General features: G+C 38.3%; 18 protein-coding genes. 13 read left to right on the forward strand and 5 right to left on the reverse strand.

Annotated features, from left to right (window positions below):
- Positions 1 to 162: 162 nt before the first annotated feature.
- From AC5YDH_RS12520 to AC5YDH_RS12550, 7 genes are all read left to right on the forward strand, one after another.
- Positions 163 to 483: a DUF4124 domain-containing protein gene (locus AC5YDH_RS12520; RefSeq protein ID WP_496119982.1), complete on the forward strand. Its 321-nt coding sequence runs from the start codon at positions 163 to 165 to the stop codon at positions 481 to 483.
- A 163-nt stretch (positions 484 to 646) separates the two neighbouring features.
- Positions 647 to 3,268 carry a leucine--tRNA ligase gene (leuS, locus tag AC5YDH_RS12525; RefSeq protein ID WP_496119984.1) on the forward strand — a complete coding sequence of 874 codons (2,622 nt, stop codon included), beginning with the start codon at positions 647 to 649 and terminating at the stop codon, positions 3,266 to 3,268.
- 244 nt (positions 3,269 to 3,512) lie between these two features.
- Complete coding sequence (locus AC5YDH_RS12530; RefSeq protein WP_496119986.1) at positions 3,513 to 4,040, forward strand: LPS-assembly lipoprotein LptE; 528 nt, start codon at positions 3,513 to 3,515, stop codon at positions 4,038 to 4,040.
- Between the two features lie 17 nt (positions 4,041 to 4,057).
- A complete protein-coding gene (gene holA, locus AC5YDH_RS12535; RefSeq protein WP_496119987.1) occupies positions 4,058 to 5,047 on the forward strand; it encodes a DNA polymerase III subunit delta in 990 nt (329 codons plus the stop codon).
- 119 nt (positions 5,048 to 5,166) lie between these two features.
- Positions 5,167 to 6,483, forward strand: coding sequence for a MacA family efflux pump subunit (locus AC5YDH_RS12540; protein ID WP_496120032.1), 1,317 nt, complete (start codon positions 5,167 to 5,169; stop codon positions 6,481 to 6,483).
- 2 nt (positions 6,484 to 6,485) lie between these two features.
- Positions 6,486 to 8,468 carry a MacB family efflux pump subunit gene (locus tag AC5YDH_RS12545; RefSeq protein ID WP_496120034.1) on the forward strand — a complete coding sequence of 661 codons (1,983 nt, stop codon included), beginning with the start codon at positions 6,486 to 6,488 and terminating at the stop codon, positions 8,466 to 8,468.
- 10 nt (positions 8,469 to 8,478) lie between these two features.
- Positions 8,479 to 9,882 carry an efflux transporter outer membrane subunit gene (locus AC5YDH_RS12550; protein ID WP_496119989.1) on the forward strand — a complete coding sequence of 468 codons (1,404 nt, stop codon included), beginning with the start codon at positions 8,479 to 8,481 and terminating at the stop codon, positions 9,880 to 9,882.
- Between the two features lie 59 nt (positions 9,883 to 9,941).
- Here the strand turns inward: AC5YDH_RS12550 and AC5YDH_RS12555 are convergent, their stop codons facing one another.
- The 3 genes from AC5YDH_RS12555 to orn form a co-directional block, all read right to left on the reverse strand.
- The gene (locus AC5YDH_RS12555) at positions 9,942 to 10,745 is read right to left on the reverse strand and encodes an enoyl-ACP reductase FabI (protein WP_496119991.1); all 804 of its coding nucleotides are present in this window, start codon (positions 10,743 to 10,745) and stop codon (positions 9,942 to 9,944) included.
- A gap of 143 nt (positions 10,746 to 10,888) precedes the next feature.
- A complete protein-coding gene (locus tag AC5YDH_RS12560) occupies positions 10,889 to 11,623 on the reverse strand; it encodes a Bax inhibitor-1/YccA family protein (RefSeq protein ID WP_496119993.1) in 735 nt (244 codons plus the stop codon).
- A gap of 166 nt (positions 11,624 to 11,789) precedes the next feature.
- Positions 11,790 to 12,347 (reverse strand): oligoribonuclease, encoded by a 558-nt coding sequence (gene orn, locus AC5YDH_RS12565; protein WP_496119995.1) that lies wholly within the window; start codon positions 12,345 to 12,347, stop codon positions 11,790 to 11,792.
- A gap of 122 nt (positions 12,348 to 12,469) precedes the next feature.
- Here orn and rsgA point away from each other — a divergent pair, with 122 nt between their 5' ends.
- From rsgA to secB, 4 genes are all read left to right on the forward strand, one after another.
- Positions 12,470 to 13,528 (forward strand): ribosome small subunit-dependent GTPase A, encoded by a 1,059-nt coding sequence (rsgA, locus tag AC5YDH_RS12570; RefSeq protein WP_496119997.1) that lies wholly within the window; start codon positions 12,470 to 12,472, stop codon positions 13,526 to 13,528.
- Positions 13,529 to 13,622: 94 nt separating this feature from the next.
- Positions 13,623 to 14,030, forward strand: coding sequence for a rhodanese-like domain-containing protein (locus AC5YDH_RS12575; protein ID WP_496119999.1), 408 nt, complete (start codon positions 13,623 to 13,625; stop codon positions 14,028 to 14,030).
- A 24-nt stretch (positions 14,031 to 14,054) separates the two neighbouring features.
- Entirely contained in the window at positions 14,055 to 14,309 is a 255-nt protein-coding gene (gene grxC, locus AC5YDH_RS12580) for a glutaredoxin 3 (protein ID WP_496120001.1), read from the forward strand.
- A gap of 36 nt (positions 14,310 to 14,345) precedes the next feature.
- Positions 14,346 to 14,801 carry a protein-export chaperone SecB gene (secB, locus tag AC5YDH_RS12585; protein ID WP_496120003.1) on the forward strand — a complete coding sequence of 152 codons (456 nt, stop codon included), beginning with the start codon at positions 14,346 to 14,348 and terminating at the stop codon, positions 14,799 to 14,801.
- Between the two features lie 74 nt (positions 14,802 to 14,875).
- On the opposite strand, the gene coaBC is transcribed toward secB, so the two are convergent.
- Complete coding sequence (gene coaBC / locus AC5YDH_RS12590) at positions 14,876 to 16,144, reverse strand: bifunctional phosphopantothenoylcysteine decarboxylase/phosphopantothenate--cysteine ligase CoaBC (RefSeq protein WP_496120005.1); 1,269 nt, start codon at positions 16,142 to 16,144, stop codon at positions 14,876 to 14,878.
- Between the two features lie 114 nt (positions 16,145 to 16,258).
- Between coaBC and radC the strand changes: the two genes are divergently transcribed.
- A complete protein-coding gene (gene radC / locus AC5YDH_RS12595; protein WP_496120007.1) occupies positions 16,259 to 16,951 on the forward strand; it encodes a RadC family protein in 693 nt (230 codons plus the stop codon).
- 72 nt (positions 16,952 to 17,023) lie between these two features.
- Positions 17,024 to 17,935, forward strand: coding sequence for a bestrophin family protein (locus AC5YDH_RS12600; RefSeq protein WP_496120009.1), 912 nt, complete (start codon positions 17,024 to 17,026; stop codon positions 17,933 to 17,935).
- 110 nt (positions 17,936 to 18,045) lie between these two features.
- Here the strand turns inward: AC5YDH_RS12600 and AC5YDH_RS12605 are convergent, their stop codons facing one another.
- Positions 18,046 to 18,897: a PHP domain-containing protein gene (locus AC5YDH_RS12605; protein ID WP_496120010.1), complete on the reverse strand. Its 852-nt coding sequence runs from the start codon at positions 18,895 to 18,897 to the stop codon at positions 18,046 to 18,048.
- Positions 18,898 to 18,917: the final 20 nt, after the last annotated feature.

The following is an 18,917-nucleotide window of genomic DNA, read 5'->3' on the forward strand; positions in this document are numbered from 1 at the left end:
AATCTTTATATTTACCAATCCTATAAACCAGCTTCAAACAACTTAAAATTACACTTAAACTTAAATTTTAGTGAATAATAAACAATCAAAAATATATTATTTTTTTTAGCTTTGTTAGAATACAAAATTAAGTTAATTTCTGTTTTTTTGGGGAAATACACCGTGAAAAAAGCAACAATCCATATTTGCTTATTAAGCTCAACATTACTGTTCACTTTTAGTTCAACATCAACCATGGCACGTGAATATTATAAATGGGTAGATGCTAAAGGTTCTACACACTACACAGCAACGCCGCCTCCTAAAAATGCAAAAAAACAAGGTCGAATAGAAACCTTTGGAACAAAAACTTCTACTGTAGCAACAACACCAACACAAGCCGAACCTGCTGCTCCCGATACAACTCACAACCAAGAACAAGCACCAACAAATACACCATCTGAAGTACCAGCAGCACCAGAAACAGTACAACCTTTAAAATAAATTAATGACTTAACATCAAGTGAATATCTCCACATTCATTTGCATTCTAGCTATTAAGTAAATTTTTCCTAAAGAATCACATAGCCAAAATTCACTTTTAGGTGCATTTTGCGCTATGCTGTGCAACAAACTTTTTTAACCGTTGTTTTTATAGTATACGTTTATGACTACTCACATTGACCCAGAATATCAAGCCAGTGCGATTGAACCTACTGTCCAACAGGACTGGGAAACTCGCAAAGCCTTTAAAGTTGCCGACTCAGTAGAAGGTCCACGTCGTTATATCCTCTCGATGTTCCCTTACCCAAGTGGCAAACTGCACATGGGTCACGTGCGTAATTATACGATTGGTGACGTAATTAGCCGTTTCCACCGTTTAAAAGGTGAAACAGTTCTTCAACCAATGGGTTGGGATGCTTTCGGTTTACCTGCTGAAAACGCAGCAATTGCACACCAAGTTGCCCCTGCAAAATGGACGTTTGAAAACATCGATTACATGCGTAATCAGCTTAAAAAATTAGGTCTTGCAGTGGACTGGGATCGTGAATTTGCGACCTGTACACCTGAATACTATCGCTGGGAACAATGGTTATTTGTTCAGCTTTATAAAAAAGGCTTAATTTACCGTAAACTTTCAACGGTAAACTGGGATCCAGTCGATCAAACTGTTCTTGCAAACGAACAAGTTGAAAATGGTCGTGGCTGGCGCTCAGGTGCATTGGTTGAAAAACGTGATATTCCAATGTACTACTTCCGTATTACAGACTATGCACAAGAATTATTAGACGATTTAGACACGCTTAAAGATGGTTGGCCACAACAAGTTCTAACTATGCAACGCAACTGGATTGGTCGCTCACAAGGGATGGACATTACTTTCCCTTCAGCAAATCCAGAAGTGTATGCAGATGGTTTAACTGTATTTACAACTCGTGCTGATACCTTAATGGGTGTGACGTATGTTGCTGTTGCAGCAGAACATCCAATGGCGCTTAAAGCGGCTGAAACGAATCCTGAATTGGCTGCATTTATTGAAGAATGCCGTATGGGTTCTGTGGCAGAAGCTGACCTTGCGACTGCTGAAAAAAAAGGCATGGCAACAGGTTTATCTGTTAAACATCCATTAACAGGTGAAGAAGTTCCTGTTTGGATCGCAAACTATGTTCTTATGTCTTACGGTTCAGGCGCGGTGATGGCAGTTCCATCACACGATGAGCGTGACTTCGAATTTGCCAACAAATACGGCTTAACCATTAAGCAAGTGATTGATGCTAAAGGCGCAGACGATGCTGACTTTGATGCGACTCAATGGCAAGAATGGTACGGTTCGAAAGAAGGTAAGTTAGTAAATTCAGGCGAATTTGACGGTTTAGATTTACAAGGTGCTTATGATGCATTCCTTGCAAAATTAGAACCAACTGAGCTTGGTAATTCTAAAGTTCAATTCCGTTTACGTGACTGGGGTGTTTCTCGTCAGCGTTATTGGGGTTGTCCAATTCCAATGATTAACTGTCCAACATGTGGTCAAGTGCCAGTACCTGAAGATCAACTTCCTGTTGTACTTCCAACTGACGTGGTTCCAGATGGTTCAGGCAATCCACTGAACAAAATGCCTGAGTTCTATGAAACGAAATGTCCAAGCTGTAACGGCGATGCTCGTCGTGAAACAGATACTTTGGATACCTTTGTAGAATCTTCTTGGTACTATGCACGTTATGCATCTCCAGACTTTACTGGCGGTATGGTGAAACCTGAAGCGGGTCAAACTTGGCTTCCTGTAAACCAATATATTGGTGGTGTTGAGCACGCGATTCTGCATTTGTTATATGCACGCTTCTTCCACAAATTGATGCGTGATGAAGGCGTGGTACAAGGTAACGAGCCTTTCACTAACTTGTTAACACAAGGTATGGTGCTTGCTGATACTTACTACCGTGAAGCAGACTCAGGCAAGAAAACATGGTTCAACCCTGCCGATATCGAACTTGAAAAAGACGAAAAAGGTCGTATCACTTCTGCGAAATACAAAGAAGATGGTCAAGACGTTGTGGTTGGCGGTCAAGAGAAAATGTCGAAATCGAAAAACAACGGTATCGACCCACAATCTATTATTGACCAATACGGCGCAGATACTGCACGCGTATTCATGATGTTTGCTGCACCACCTGACCAATCACTTGAATGGTCGGATGCAGGTGTTGAAGGTGCAAACCGTTTCTTAAAACGTGTTTGGCGTTTAGCAACAGGTTTCCTTGAACAAGGTAACAATGCATTCGCTATTGATAAAGCTGCACTTTCAACTGCTGCACAAGACTTACGTCGTAAAACACATGAAACCATCCAAAAAGTGGGTGATGACATTGAACGTCGTCACGCATTCAACACTGCCATTGCAGCGATGATGGAATTGCTTAATGCAAACAACAAGTTTGAAGCAAAAGATGATAATGACGTTGCCGTTGCACGTGAATCTATCACTACACTTTTAACTTTACTTGCTCCATTTGCACCTCATTTAAGCCAAACATTATTGGCTGAGTTTGGTATCGAGTTAAATACAGCTTTATTCCCTACTGTGGATGAATCTGCATTAACACGTAATACGCAAACGATTGTGGTTCAAGTGAACGGTAAGCTTCGTGGCAAATTAGAAGTATCTGTTGATGCATCTAAAGATGACATTTTGGCTCAAGCAAAAGCTTTACCTGAAGTTCAACAATTCTTGACAGGTCCAACGAAGAAAGAAATTGTTGTTCCAAATAAATTAGTAAACTTGGTGGTTTAATATCCTTATAGCTCCTTCTCTCTCTGGGATAAGGAATATATTCCCCAAGGGGTTGAGGGTTATCTAATAAATAGACCTCTCCCCTTGCGAAACAGTGTTTCTCATCTCCTAAAAGGAGAGGGAATATAAGGATTTCACAATTCCCAAACAAAGCCCGTTGCCAGCCAACGGGCTTTGACTTTACAATCAACAAAACTTAGAAAAACTCTTCCATATATTTGGAATATAAATTAGAGGATAAGGCATGTATTTAGGACAACGTGTTGCAGCAATTGTACTAACTTTGGGTCTAAGTGCAGGCTTAGTCGGTTGTGGCTTTCATTTAAAAGGCACAAGCCCATCAAGTGTCCCTGTTGCTTATTCAAAAATGAATATTGTTTTACCACCAAACTCAGGAAATTTAGAAGAAAAATTATCACTTTACCTGACATCTGCTGGTATAAAACTCAGTCATGCTAGTGATGCATATTCATTACATATACTTGAATACTCTCCTCGCAAACTAGATCTTGCTGGTAAGTTACGTGAAAACATTATTCGTTTAAGCGTAACTTTCCGTATTGATGATGCCCAAGGAAATCCACTCACAGAACCCCGTACAGTGATGGCAACACGTAGTTACCAATATAACGATGAAACAGTGAATACTGGCGATCAAGAATTTGACTACTTATCTGACGTACTTGTAGATGATGTGGCACAACAGATTGCTCGTCAAATTTCATCAAACCGCTTACAAAAACTTGTAGTTCAACCTAAAACTGCTGAATAATTTTTGAGATTTAAGTAATGAAACTTGACTATTTACAAGCACTAAAACGCGTAGATGAAGCTCGAGGTGCTTGGGTACTACATGGTCAGGAACCACTACTTGAACAAAACTTAATAGATGCTTTTAGAGCGAGTTGGCAAAAACAAGATATTGAACGCCAGCGCTACGATATTAGTAGTGTCAGTGATTGGAAAACTGTATTTAATGCATTAAATAGCTTATCTCTTTTTTCCAATCAACTTGCCATAGAAGTTCATGGCAACATTAAACCCGATGCAAGTGGTATTAAAGAACTCAAAAGCTATTTACAACATAATGAGCAAAACCTACTGTTAGTGGTCATGCCCAAACAAGATAGCGGTAGCTTAAAAACAAGTTTTTTTCAGCTTATTGATGCCAATGGTGTGAATGTCGCATTAACTGCAAACTACCCTAAAGATCGCCAACAAATTTTAGCTGTTGAGGCACAAAAACTAGGAATAAAACTTGCAAATGATGCCTGGCAATGGCTTGAACAACATCATGAACATAACTTACTTGCTGCCAAAAATAGCTTAATGCGTGTGCGAGATACTTTTGCAGATGCTGAAGTTATTCAAATTGATCATTTATATGCGTGTTTACAAGATCAATCGAGATACAGCACATTCGATTTAAGTGATGCTCTACTTGCAGGCGACCTTGCTCAATCTATTAAAATTTTTCAATATTTAATTGCTTCAGGTGAGCCAAACAGCCTGATTTTATGGAGTTTAAGCAAAGAAATGCGGTTATTGATGCAACTTTTTGAACAGCCTCATAATGCATTACAATTGGGCATCTGGAAAACTAAAGTCAGTGCTTATCAGCAGGCTTTACGTCGTTTAAACCCACAAGATTTCTTAACTTGGCCATCACTTTTATTAAGAATTGATTCTTCAATTAAAGGTTTGGGGCATGAAAACCCTGAACATCTTATTCAGCAAGCCATTGCAAGCTTATGTGGTAAAAAACTATTTCTATCTTAAGTTATGAAATTTATTAAATATAAATAAGAATCAGTTCTGTTTACTAAATAAAGTTCACTATTTATCCTTAATTCGCTCTTATAATTAAAAATAATTTTCTGTAACTTCATTTTATGACCATGCCAAAAATAAAACCGACTAAAGTCATTATTGTTGCTGTTTGTTTCCTTGCACTAGCCTTTAGTGCTTGGTATTTCTTAAAGCCTAAACAAGAAACACCACAATTTATTACTGCTGATGTTTCACGTGGTGATATTGAAGATTCTGTACTCGCCACTGGCGTATTAGAAGCAACAAAAATGGTAAGTGTTGGGGCTCAGGTTTCAGGTCAAGTTAAGAAAATGTACGTTAAACTTGGAGATCAAGTTAAACAAGGGCAACTTATTGCACAAATTGACTCTGTACGCCAAGAAAACGATTTAAAAACTGCAGAAGCGAATATTAAAAATCAACAAGCACAACTTGCAGTAAAACAGGCAAATTTAGCAAAAGTTGAATCAGAGTATAATCGTCAAAAAGCAATGTATGCTCAAGATGCAACCTCTCGCGCAGAGCTTGAAAGTGCTTTAGCAAGCTATAAAACTGCACAAGCAGACATTACGGCAATTAGTGCTCAAATTGAACAATCACGTTTAACTCTGGCTACAGCTAAGGAAGATTTAGGTTATACGCAAATTATTGCGCCTATGGATGGCACCATTGTTGCGATTGTGACGGAAGAAGGTCAAACCGTGAATGCCAACCAAAGTGCACCTACTATTGTGAAACTTGCAAAGCTCGACACCATGACCATTAAAGCTGAAATTTCTGAAGCAGATGTGATGAAAGTTGAAGAAGGTCAAGCGGTTTATTTCACCACTTTAGGGAATAGCGATAAGAAAATTTACGCAAAACTACGTCAAGTGGAACCTGCTCCAAAATCAATTAACTCTGATAGCAACACTTCATCGTCATCTACAAGTTCGGCTGTTTATTACAATGCGCTCTTTGATGTACCCAATGAAGATGGCAAATTACGTATTGATATGACCGCTCAGGTATATATCATTTTAGCTGATGCAAAAAATGCGCTCACTATTCCTGCCGCAGCCATTCAAGCATCAAACCGCCCACAACGTAAAGTTTCAGGTAGTCAAAGCACTACAAATACTGAAAAGCCTACAAATAAAGAAAATGCAGATCGACCAAAACGCTTAGAACTTACTGAGGCAGAAAAACAATTAGTTCAAAATGGTAAAGCATCTATTGCGATGGTACGTGTTGTACAAGCCGATGGGACTGCAAAACCACAACCTGTTTTGATTGGTTTAAACAACCGAGTGACTGCGCAAGTTTTACGAGGTTTGAAGCTCGGTGAAAAAGTTGTTATTGCCGATGGTTCTGATACATCGAATAACGCTGCTAAACGTAGCGGTGGTCCTGGAATGAGAATGTAATGATGAGTCAAAATTTAAAGCCTCTACTTGAGGTCAAAAATCTGACTCGTGAATTCCCTGCTGGTGAAACAACAGTTCAGATTCTTAAAGGGGTAAATTTAGAAATTTACCCTGGAGAATTGGTTGCCATTGTAGGTCAGTCTGGTTCTGGTAAATCTACACTCATGAATATTTTAGGGTGTTTAGATCAACCAACCGAAGGCAGCTATAAAGTTGGCGGACGAGAAACTCGCGAACTAGAACCCGATGAACTTGCTCAATTACGTCGTGAATATTTTGGTTTTATTTTCCAGCGCTATCATTTGCTGGGGGATTTAAATGCAGCAGGCAATGTCGAAGTTCCATCTATTTATGCAGGTGCTGATGCAACTGAACGTCAAGCACGTGCCAAACAACTATTATCAGATTTAGGTCTAGCTGATAAAACTCAAAATAGACCAAGTCAACTTTCAGGTGGCCAGCAACAACGTGTATCAATTGCTCGTGCCTTAATGAATGGTGGAGATGTTATTCTTGCCGATGAACCAACAGGTGCTCTAGATAAGAATAGCGGTATTGAAGTGATGCGTATTTTGCGTGAACTTAATGCCAAAGGTCATACCATCATATTGGTAACCCACGATCATAACGTGGCTAAAAATGCCACACGTATTATTGAAATTAGTGACGGAAATATTATTTCCGATCAACCTAATACGCCTGAAATTTCAGAAGATGAAGTTCTAGAAAAACAAACGTTAATTCGTACACCTCAAAAGAAAACACCCTCTTGGCGCTCTATTGCAGACCGTTTAGGTGAAGCATTCCGAATGGCTCTGTTAGCCATGAATGCACACCGTATGCGAACATTTCTTACCATGCTCGGAATTATTATTGGTATTGCTTCTGTAGTATCTGTAGTTGCCTTAGGAAATGGTTCACAAAAGCAAATTTTAGAAAATATTAGTAGCTTAGGTACAAACACCATCACCGTTTATCAAGGTCGAGGTTTTGGTGATAATTCACGTACCTCCCAAGTAAAAACCCTTATTCCTGCCGATGGTGATGCACTCGCAAATCAACCTTATGTAGATGGCGTAAGTCCATCCGTAAATTCAAGTGTAACTGCCCGCTTCAAAGATATCGAAGCAGCAGCGACCGTAAATGGAGTTAGTGCAGACTATTTCTACGTAAAAGGTTTGACGTTTAAATCTGGTCAAGCATTCGATAAGAGTAGCGTTACAGAACAAGCTCAAGATGTCGTGATTGATACCAATACAGAAAAAACATTCTTTAGTGATGGCACAAATCCTCTTGGACAAGTTCTCTTGTTAGGTAGCGTACCGAGTCGTATTATTGGCGTGGTCGATGCTCAACAAGGCATGATGGGTAATTCTGACAGTCTCAATGTATATTTACCCTATTCAACTGTCATGAGTCGTATGCTCGGACAATCTAACGTGCGTAGTATTATTGTGCGTATTAAAGATGAATACCCAAGCTCAGCTGCTGAAAATGCCATTTTAAGCCTACTTGAACAACGTCACGGCGCTCAAGATGTCTTTACCCAAAACTCCGACAGTATTCGTGAAACTATTCAGCAAACCACACAAACCATGACTTTACTGGTGTCAGCAATTGCTGTGATTTCACTTGTTGTAGGGGGAATTGGTGTAATGAATATCATGCTTGTTTCAGTTACAGAACGAACTCAAGAAATTGGGGTACGTATGGCTGTTGGTGCACGTCAAAGTGACATTTTACAACAGTTCCTTATTGAAGCAGTTTTGGTCTGTATTTTGGGTGGTATTTTAGGTGTGCTTTTATCTTTAGGGATCGGTCAGCTTATTACGCATTTTGCTGGTGGAAGCTTCCAAATGGCATATTCAACAACATCAATTGTTGCAGCCTTTGTATGTTCAAGCTTAATTGGTATTGTGTTTGGTTTTATTCCTGCACGAAATGCTGCGCAATTAAACCCTGTCGATGCACTCTCTAGAGAATAAGGAAACAATCATGCAAACACATTTAACAAAGCTTGCAAGTGCTTTGGTTCTGAGTAGTTCATTGGTAGGCTGTACGGCTTTAGTAAAATCACCATATCAACAACCTTCTGTTTCAACACCTGCTCATTTTCAAAATGCAAAAGATTCAAGCAAACAAATTCATGCAGATGTTTATGCAGACCAATGGTGGACATTGTTTGGTGATGCTCAGTTAAATCAACTAGTAGATAAAGTACTTAACGCAAATAGTGATTTAGCTGTTGCAGGTTTAAATCTACAAAAAGCTTACTTACAAGCAGGTTTAGCTAAAGATAAACAAGGTATTCGTGTTAGTTCTAGTGCATCGACAGGACACAATTTTGATCTAAAATCGGGTACCGATTCTGCCAAAGCATTGTCTTTAAGTGCTGGCGTAAGTTATGAGTTGGATTTATTTGGAAAACTTGCCAATCAAACCGAAGCATCTCGTTGGGAAGCTTTAGCATCTGAACAAGACTTACAAGCGACAGCTCAAAGCTTAATTGCGACAACAGCAGAACTATATTGGCAATTGGGCTACTTAAATGAGCGCTTTTCTGTTGCAAGCCAAAATTTAGAAAGTACGCAAAGAACCTATGAATTAGTTCAAACACAATATCGTGCAGGTGCTGTTTCTGGTTTAGATTTAACAACTGCAGAACAAGCGGTTCAAAGTCAAAAAGCAAGCCTAAGCCAAATTGAACAGCAAAAAGTAGAAACGCGCACCGCTTTGGCTGTACTTTTAAATATACCTGTTCAGCAATTAAATATTAATGAACCTAAGAAATTACCGCAGTCGAACTTACCACAAATTTCTGCAGGTTTACCCGCTGAGCTGTTATCACGTCGTCCTGATTTAAAAGCAACTGAACTTCGTTTACGTAAAGCTTTAGCAAATAAAGATGCAACAAAAGCCAGCTATTATCCTTCAATTAGCTTAACGGGTAATTTAGGGAGTTCTAGTACATCTTTAACGCAACTTCTACAAAACCCAACTTTGGCACTTGGCGCAAACTTGAGTCTGCCATTTTTACAATATAACGATATGAAAAAGGACTTAGCGATTAGCAATATTGATTATGAAGCAAGTATCACTCAATATCGCCAAACCATGTATAAGGCATTTGCAGATGTTGAAAATGCGTTATCTGCACGTAATGAATTAGATAAGCAAGTTAGCTTACAAGAGCGTAATGCTCAGCTGGCTGAAAAAGCAGAATATCTAACTCAAGTTCGTTATAAAAATGGGGCTATTGCATTGAAAAATTTAATTGATGCTCAGAAAACCACACGTGAGGCACGTTTATCTTTGGTGCAAACCAAACAAAACCAATACAACGCTTATGTGACTTTAATGCAAGCTTTAGGTGGTAGCCCAATTAAGCAATTACCATAAATTTAAAGTAATAAAAAACGGTGCATAAGCACCGTTTTTTATAGCTGAAGAATAAAAAATTATTCTGCATCCATAATAGATGCGCTCATACCTACAGTGTTGTAGCCAGCATCTACATAAAGGATTTCACCTGTAATACCATTTGCCCAAGGTGAACATAAGAACAATGCTGCATTACCAACATCTTCAATAGTGACGTTACGTTTAAGCGGTGCAACTTTCTCGTTAATATCTAACATTTTACGGAAAGATTTAATACCAGAAGCAGCAAGTGTACGGATAGGACCTGCTGAAATTGCATTTACACGAATACCTTCAGCACCTAAGCTTGAAGCCAAATAACGTACGCCAGCTTCTAAAGATGCTTTTGCCATACCCATAACATTATAGTTAGGCATAACACGCTCAGAACCTTGATAAGTGAGCGTTAACAAGCAACCTTGACGAGCCGCTAATAAAGGCTTCGCAGCACGTGCCATCGCAATAAAGCTATATGCACTAATATCATGAGCAACTTTAAAACCATCACGGTCAGTTACGTCGGTGAAATCACCATCTAAAGTATGAGCTGGTGCAAAGCCAATTGAATGCACAAGGCCATCTAAACCATCCCAATGTTTTGCAAGCTCTGCAAAAGCATTGTCAATTTCAGCATCAACACCTACATCACAAGGAAATACCAAAGTTGAACCGAATTGTGCAGCAAAATCATCTACACGTTTTTTTAGTTTTTCATTTGGATAAGTAAATGCTAACTCTGCGCCTTCACGATGAAGCGCTTCAGCAATACCAAATGCAATTGATAATTTGCTTGCAATACCTGCAATAAGGAAGCGTTTACCTGCTAATAATCCTTGTGCCATGAGATTCTCACTTAATATAATCTGTTCACATAATGCCTAAAATTTTTAAATTACTAAATTGCATAATGCATCTTTTTTCAATTCTATAAATTTTAAATACAAAAAACGCCCCTTATAAGGAGCGTTTTGTTTTTATAGTCAAATTAATCATCACTATTGAGCATGCCTAACAAACGTAAGAATGAGTAGTACATCCAAACCAATGTTGCCAATAATGCAATTGCAGACAACCATTCCATTACTTTTGGTGCACCTTGTGCCGCACCATTTTCAATTAAGTCAAAATCTAGAATTAAATTCAAAGATGCAATTACTGCAACAAATGCAGCAAAACCAATACCTAATGGGCTTGTTTCAAATAAGAATGGAATACTTGAACCAAAAGCCATACGCATAACAAATTGCACAACAAACACAATGGCAATCGCAATAGATGCAGACATCACCACAGATTTAAATTTTTCAGTCGCGCGAACAATTCTGTATTTATATAGCCCAAACATCACCAAAGTAGTCACAAATGTTGCCAATAGTGCTTGTAAAGGTACACCTGGATATTTCAATTGAAAAACAACAGAAATACCACCTAAGAAAGCACCTTCAAATAAAGCATAAGGAATAGCTAAAGTACGTGCAGTATTGGGTTTAAATGTTGCAATTAAAGCCAAAATTAAACCACCAATTGCACCAACCATTGCCCCTGTATATGCAAGTGACAAATTAGCTGTCATAAAAACATAAAAGAAAAATGACACACCTACAACTGCCGAAACTACAGTAAGAAGTGTTGCCTTTTGAATTGTGCCTTGAATGGTCATCGGCTGAGAATAATCGTGTTGGATTTCAACACGAGATAAAATAGGGTTATTACTTTGCATAGTAAAACTCGTTGTTATAATTCATCATTCAATTTTATACGTTATCACCTTCATCAGAATGAATAACGTAAACAATTTTTGTAACTCGCTTAAATCATACTCAATTTTTAACCATCAGCCAATAAAAAAGAGGCTTAAGCCCCTTTTTCACAACAATGATGAATTATTAGTCTTTATTCATAATAAAGAAATATTCACGGTAATATTTAAGTTCTGCAATAGAGTCACGAATATCATCCATTGCTAAGTGTGATGCATTCTTTTTCAACCCACCCATAATTTCTGGGCGCCAGCGCTTTGCTAACTCTTTTACAGAAGATACATCTAAATTTCGGTAATGGAAAAATTGTTCTAATTCAGGCATTAAACGATGCATGAATCGACGATCTTGGCAAATTGAGTTACCACACATTGGCGATGTTTTAGGATTTACCCATTTTTTCAAAAACTCTAAAGTTTGCTGTTCAGCATCTTGAGCCGTTAACTTACTACGGCGTACACGTTCAATTAAACCAGACTGACCATGTTGGCGTGTATTCCATTCATCCATTGCATTTAACAGAATTGGCGACTGGTGAATTGCTAGAACAGGACCTTCTGCCAAAATATTTAAATTATCATCTGTTACAATAGTCGCAATTTCAATAATTTGGTCGTTATCTGTATCTAGACCTGTCATTTCAAGGTCGATCCAAATTAATCGGCTATCAGGTGTGCTGCTCATAAATGTGCAATCTTATTAGGCTTAAAAACAACATAGTAGCAAATTTCTCGAATGATAGCTGTAATTGTCCCCCTTCTTCGTGGTATTTTGCCATCTTAGATTCATGGTTTTTTAGGATATGAATGGCTTTAATTCGTAAACGACGCTTAACCGAGCAACAACAACGTCGTATTGAGAAACAACATAAAACACGTCAAGAAGATTTAGATACTTCAAATGATTTAGAAGGTCTTGTTGTTCAACATTATGGTCGACAGCTTGAAGTCCAAACGCTCTCGACCCCTGACGTACATCCTGAAAAACCAACAGTGAAAGATGGCGAACCTGAACCATTTTGGAAACCTATTGAATTAGGTAGTATCTGGCGCTGTCATACACGTACCAACTTAGAATTATTGGTTACAGGTGACCGTGTGAAATGGCAAGCCGATCCGATTACAGGTTTGGGTATTATTACGGCTATCCATCCTCGCCAATCGTTGCTAACACGTCCAGATCGCTACCATAAAGTGAAGCCAGTTGCGGCAAATATTAGTTTAATTGTTATTGTATTTGCACCACTTCCCGAACCTGCGCCAGGTTTAATCGACCGTTATTTAGTGGCCTGTGCAGATGCAAAAATTCCTGCATTATTGGTACTCAATAAAACCGATTTACTTAAAGAAAATGATCCTATTCTAGACTTGGTGAAAGAATATCAAGATTTAGGCTATGAAGTCATGCTTACACAATCTATGGATAATGTGTCTAAGCTTGCCGAACGCTTAGCAGGTGAAACAGTTGCTTTTGTAGGTCAATCGGGTGTTGGTAAAAGTTCGATTATTAACACGATTGTTCCCGATGCAACGCAAAAAACCAATATCATTTCTGAAAACTCAGCTTTAGGTCAACATACAACAACATCTACCCGCCTCATTGGCTTTGGTGATGGTGCTGCGCTCATTGACTCACCAGGAATTCGTGAATTTGGTTTATGGCATTTAGATTCAGATAAAGTTCAAGAAGGCTTTCCTGAAATTGATAAACTTTTAGGTTATTGCCAATTTAGAAACTGTACACATAAGCATGAAAAACAATGTGCGCTTCGTTTAGCTGCACAAAATGGTGAAATTTTACCTCGTCGTTTAGACAGTTTTTTACGTCTAATTGATGAAATTGCTGAAGCTCAGCAAAAAAATTAACTTTTATTCAACGATAGCCCTTGAAGATGCGATTTTGATCGCCATATTTATAGGCTATACTCTTCGGCAATATTAAATTGTAATTAGGTGATTTGTGGAACGTTGGTTCGAGTTTATGGGGAATCATCCCTTCTTATTTGGAACACTTGCTGTACTTGTAGTGTTGTTCTTCATTTTGGAAGGTCAACGTAATGGTCGTAAGATCTCTCCGCAATCGTTAGGTATTTTAGTGAAAGCTAAAAATGCGATGTTGGTAGATTTACGTGACGCTAAAGATTTCCGTGAAGGTCATATCAGCGGTAGCCGCAATATTCCTTACAGCAAAATTACCAGTCATGTTGAAGAGCTAAAAACAGCAGAACGCCCTATCGTGTTTATCTGTAATTTAGGTCAAGTAGCAGGTACTGCACTACAACAAGTAGGTCATGCAGATGCTTACCGCTTAGATGGTGGAATTAGCAATTGGAAAGCTCAAGGCTTACCATTGATTAAAGCAAAATAATTTACGACTCAGGAGAGAAATAGCATGGCTAAAGTGACTATTTATTCAACAAACTCATGTCCTTATTGCGTTCGTGCAAAACAACTTCTTGAGCGTAAAGGTATCGAATACAACGAAATTAATTTATCGCAAGAACCTGCTGAAGCACGTATTGAGTTGATGCAACGTACGAATCACCGTACTGTTCCACAAATTTTTATTGAAGATGAATTTATTGGTGGTTTTGACCAACTTTACGCACTAGACCGTGAAGCTAAATTAGACCATTTAATCGCGTAATTTTATAACTAACTTTGAAATATCAAGGATCCAATAATGAGTGAACAAGAAACTCAACCACAATTAGCATTAGAACGTATTTACACTAAAGATATTTCTTTTGAAGTACCAGGCGCTCAAGTTTTTACGAAAGCGTGGGAACCTGAATTAAGCATCAACCTTTCATCTTCTGCTGAAAAAATTGATGACACACATTTTGAAGTTGGTTTGAAAGTCATTGTACAAGCAACAAATGCTGGTGAAACTGCTTTTATTGTTGACGTAACTCAATCTGGTATTTTCTTAGTTGATGCCGTTGAAGAAGAACGTCTTCCATATATTCTTGGTGCATACTGCCCAAATATTTTGTTCCCATTCTTACGCGAAGCTGTAAATGACATGGTTACAAAAGGTAGTTTCCCTCAATTACTTCTTACTCCAATCAACTTCGATGCAGAGTTTGAAGAAAATATGAAACGTGCTCAAGCTGCTGCTGCCGAAGGCAAAGCATAAGCTTAAAGCTAAAAAAAAGACCGCTATATGCGGTCTTTTTTATTTCTAAATAATTTTAAAATTAAAATCTCAGATTAAAAATCTTCTTCAGGTTCATGATTCAATGCATCGTGAATTGCATCAACCAATTGCTGTGAAATTTCCTGTTTAGATGCTTTTTCTAAATCACGCTTTTGCATTTGATAATGTTCTGCAAAAAACACCGTCATCGCATTTTGATCCGAAGCAAAACCAATATCTGCACGAGAAACATCATTGCATGCAATCATATCGAGTTTTTTAGCAACTAATTTTCCAGCCGCATATTCTTCAACATTTCGTGTTTCTGCTGCAAACCCAACCATAAATGGACGCTTAGCTTGCTGAGCAATAGTTGCAACAATATCAGGGTTTTTTACCAATGAAACATTCAGTTCATCACCTGATTTTTTAATTTTATGTTCTGCAACTTCTGCTACGCGATAATCTGCAACGGCTGCTGTTGCAATAAAAATATCACAACCTTCTTCGAGCATTTGCATACTAGTATCTAACATTTGTACCGCAGACTGCACATTAATACGGCGCACACCATTTGGTGTATCTAAACTGACAGGTCCAGCAATAAGCGTGACTTTCGCACCTGCTGCATAACATGCTGCAGCCAAAGAAAAACCCATTTTCCCTGTACTATGGTTTGAAATATAGCGAACAGGATCTATAGACTCTCGAGTTGGTCCTGCGGTAATCACAACATGTTTACCTGCCAACTGACCAAACTTTTCCGCAATTGTACGCTGAGCTTTATGGAAATATTGAATTACTTGATACGCAAGATCTTCTGGTTCAGGCATTCGTCCCAAACCCACATCACCGCAAGCTTGAGCACCAGCATCAGGCATAATCACGTGTACACCATCTTCTACCAATGTATTTAAGTTTCTTTGTGTCGCTTTTGCTGCCCACATTTGTTGATTCATAGCAGGAGCAACCCAAACAGGCGCTTTAGTTGCTAAATACAATGTAGAAAGTAAGTCATCTGCCAAACCTGCAGCAAATTTTGCCAAAGTGTCACAAGATGCTGGGGCAACAAGAATAAGATCTGCCCAACGCGCTAATTCAATATGCCCCATTCCCGCTTCGGCTTCAGGATTTAACAATTCAGTGTGAACAGAATTTCCTGACAGCGCTTGGAATGTTAAAGGCGTAATGAAAGCTTGTGCACCTTTAGTCATCACAACACGAATGTTAAAACCCGCATCTTTTAAACGACGAACTAAAATAGCGCTTTTATACGCAGCAATACCGCCCGTTACAGCGACAATAATATTTTTATTTGGAATTACACTGAGGTCAAAACTCACGAACAGTTTACCTTTCCTGTTGCAGTGGCGCTCACAATATCATTAAATATTATCTTCCCCAAGTATATGACTTGGAAAAATTTCTTAAATTTATAATAAATAAGTCTTAAAACAATGAATTTTTCTATTAAAAATTGGCCTGAACAAGAACGACCACGTGAGCGTCTAATCCAACAAGGTGCTGCAAGCTTATCTGATGCGGAGTTACTTGCCATCTTTTTACGTTCAGGTTCACAGCAACATTCTGCCGTTGAATTAGCGAGAATATTAATTCAACATTTTGGAGATATCACCTCTTTATTAGATGCATCCTTAGATGATGTTAAGTGCTTCCATGGCATAGGAAATACAAAGTATGCACAATTAATGGCAGTTAAAGAATTAGGACGTCGTTATATTTCTCAACACTTAAAGCAAGAAAAATTGGAACTCAGTAATTCGAAATTATTACTCGATTTTCTAAAGTTTGAACTTTTAGGTGAGGTACAAGAAGTCTTTGCCGTTTTATGCCTAGATGCCAATTTACGTAAAATCGCCTTTAAAAAATTATTTTATGGCTCGGTTAATTCTTGTGAAATATCAATTAATCAATTACTGCGTTTTGCTATTAGCCATAACACAACATCTATTGTCATAGCGCATAATCATCCTTTTGGTTTAGCACAACCCTCTATAGCCGATTTAATACTGACACAAAAAATTAAGAAAGCTTGTGAAATGGTCGAAATACAGCTAATTGACCATTGCATTATTTCCCCTCATGGTACATTTTCTTTTGCTGAACAAAATCTTCTAACATCAGGTTAAGCTTTGTTAATCGTATTGACAAATCATGCCTAAGCCATGAAGATCAACCCCAAATAGTGATGATTCTAATAAATGATTATTCGAGAACAGGCTAACGTATTTAAACTTCTATTTTCATGGAAAGGTACTATTCTGCCTAAGGTATTGCCTCCTTTAGGTGTTGTTGTTTTACTTTCTACGATCGTGGGTGGTTTATCTTATATCGGTTTCTTTAATTTTCCAGAATTACCACTTGTAGGTTTTACGCTCATTGGTGTTGTTCTCTCTATTTTTTTAGGTTTTAAAAACTCTGCTTGTTATGACCGTTGGTGGGAAGCTCGTAAACTTTGGGGCTTACTCATTGCCAATGCGCGCCATTTTGACCGTGATTGCCGTATGCTTAGCCAAGGTCGTCGTGAGCGTGTAATTCAACATGTTATTGTCTTTGCAAATGTCCTTCGAGATCGACTTCGTCATCAAACAGCAAATCCAACTGAACTAGTAGAAACCAGTGGGATGAGCCAACAAGCACTGACGCAGCTATATCAGCAAGTCAATGCACCGCAATACACCTTAAGCCTTATTCAATGGGAATTGATGCAAGCTCAAAAAGACGGTGAAATTTCCGATATTATTTACACACAAATGAATAACCATGTAACAGAATTAAGTTTAGTTCAAACAGGTTGTGATCGTATTGCAACGACACCATTGCCTTTTGCCTATTCTGTTTTGCTTAATCGAACCGTTTATTTCTTCTGTTTTATGCTGCCGTTTAGCTTGGGTTCTACATTAGGTTTAGCCACACCACTTTTAGTGGGTATTTTGGCATATACATTTTTAGGACTAGATGCGCTCAGTTCTGAAATTGAAGAACCATTTGGTACGCAAAGTAATGACTTACCGTTAGATGCGATGGTGCGAACAATTGAAATTGAACTTTTGGGAACTTTAGGAAAACCGACTCCTCCACCTATTCAAGCGCAAGATCATAATTTACTGTAATCTTTTAATTTACCCCTAAGCTAAAGCAATATTTCTCCCTCCCTTATAAAGAGAGGAAGTGCCTGCTCTGCGCTATATGTAGCTCAGGGAGAACGCTTAAATAATGGAAATTAAATAAAACTTTCCCAAATTCCAATTTGTCCTTCTTTTAAGCGTGGAATATTACCAAGTTTAATCCATGGCATATTATCACCATGAAAATCACTTCCAACCGAAACTTTCAAATTATATTCGGCAATCATGCGATCTACCATTTGACGAGTAGATGCAGGTTCTATTGCTGGTGGTAGCTCAACAGCATCTCCACCAAATTTGGCAAATATTTCGATTAAATAACGAATATTAGTTGCAGATAAATCGTAACGCGTAGGATGGGCAAGTACAGCAAAACCACCACTTTGATGAATCACATTGATGGTTTCTTCTAAGCCTAAACCATCAAATTTTACGTAGGCTTTTTTACCCTCTTTAATGTATTTATCGAAAGCTTGTTGCGGACGGCTTACATAACCTTTTTCAACTAATGTTTTTGCGATGTGAGTTCGTGTAACACGATCAGGAATATTATCGACCTTAGCAACAACATCTAAATAAATATCTTCCCCAATTAAAGGAATGAGTAAATCACAAATCTTTTTAGCACGTTCGGCACGAATTATTTTTTGTTGTTCGAGTAATGCATGCAAAGGTGCAGGGTTTTGCATATTTAGCGCAACCACATGAACACCATAGCTTTTTTTTGTTGCAGGTCGTGACCATTGGCTTGAAATTTCTACCCCTGAAATAATTTTAAGCGCATTACCTTCTATAGCTTGCTCAGCAAGGCTTAAGCCATCCATAGTGTCATGGTCAGTTAACGCTAAAGTATGAATCCCTTTTTCTATTGCTGCATGCACAAGTTGCTCTGGAGACAAAGTTCCATCAGAAATATTACTATGTGTATGTAAATCTATGCCTTCCATCACTTATACTATGTCAATTA

The sequence above is a fragment of the Acinetobacter sp. FY683 genome (assembly GCF_059515885.1).

Bases quoted from the DNA above. Each gene is read 5' to 3' on its own strand.
- leuS (WP_496119984.1), top strand. From the start codon at position 647: ATGACTACTCACATTGACCCAGAATATCAAGCCAGTGCGATTGAACCT.
- AC5YDH_RS12530 (WP_496119986.1), top strand. From the start codon at position 3,513: ATGTATTTAGGACAACGTGTTGCAGCAATTGTACTAACTTTGGGTCTA.
- holA (WP_496119987.1), top strand. From the start codon at position 4,058: ATGAAACTTGACTATTTACAAGCACTAAAACGCGTAGATGAAGCTCGA.
- AC5YDH_RS12540 (WP_496120032.1), top strand. From the start codon at position 5,167: ATGCCAAAAATAAAACCGACTAAAGTCATTATTGTTGCTGTTTGTTTC.
- AC5YDH_RS12545 (WP_496120034.1), top strand. From the start codon at position 6,486: ATGAGTCAAAATTTAAAGCCTCTACTTGAGGTCAAAAATCTGACTCGT.
- AC5YDH_RS12550 (WP_496119989.1), top strand. From the start codon at position 8,479: ATGCAAACACATTTAACAAAGCTTGCAAGTGCTTTGGTTCTGAGTAGT.
- AC5YDH_RS12555 (WP_496119991.1), bottom strand. From the start codon at position 10,745: ATGGCACAAGGATTATTAGCAGGTAAACGCTTCCTTATTGCAGGTATT.
- AC5YDH_RS12560 (WP_496119993.1), bottom strand. From the start codon at position 11,623: ATGCAAAGTAATAACCCTATTTTATCTCGTGTTGAAATCCAACACGAT.
- orn (WP_496119995.1), bottom strand. From the start codon at position 12,347: ATGAGCAGCACACCTGATAGCCGATTAATTTGGATCGACCTTGAAATG.
- rsgA (WP_496119997.1), top strand. From the start codon at position 12,470: ATGGCTTTAATTCGTAAACGACGCTTAACCGAGCAACAACAACGTCGT.
- grxC (WP_496120001.1), top strand. From the start codon at position 14,055: ATGGCTAAAGTGACTATTTATTCAACAAACTCATGTCCTTATTGCGTT.
- secB (WP_496120003.1), top strand. From the start codon at position 14,346: ATGAGTGAACAAGAAACTCAACCACAATTAGCATTAGAACGTATTTAC.
- radC (WP_496120007.1), top strand. From the start codon at position 16,259: ATGAATTTTTCTATTAAAAATTGGCCTGAACAAGAACGACCACGTGAG.
- AC5YDH_RS12600 (WP_496120009.1), top strand. From the start codon at position 17,024: ATGATTATTCGAGAACAGGCTAACGTATTTAAACTTCTATTTTCATGG.
- AC5YDH_RS12605 (WP_496120010.1), bottom strand. From the start codon at position 18,897: ATGGAAGGCATAGATTTACATACACATAGTAATATTTCTGATGGAACT.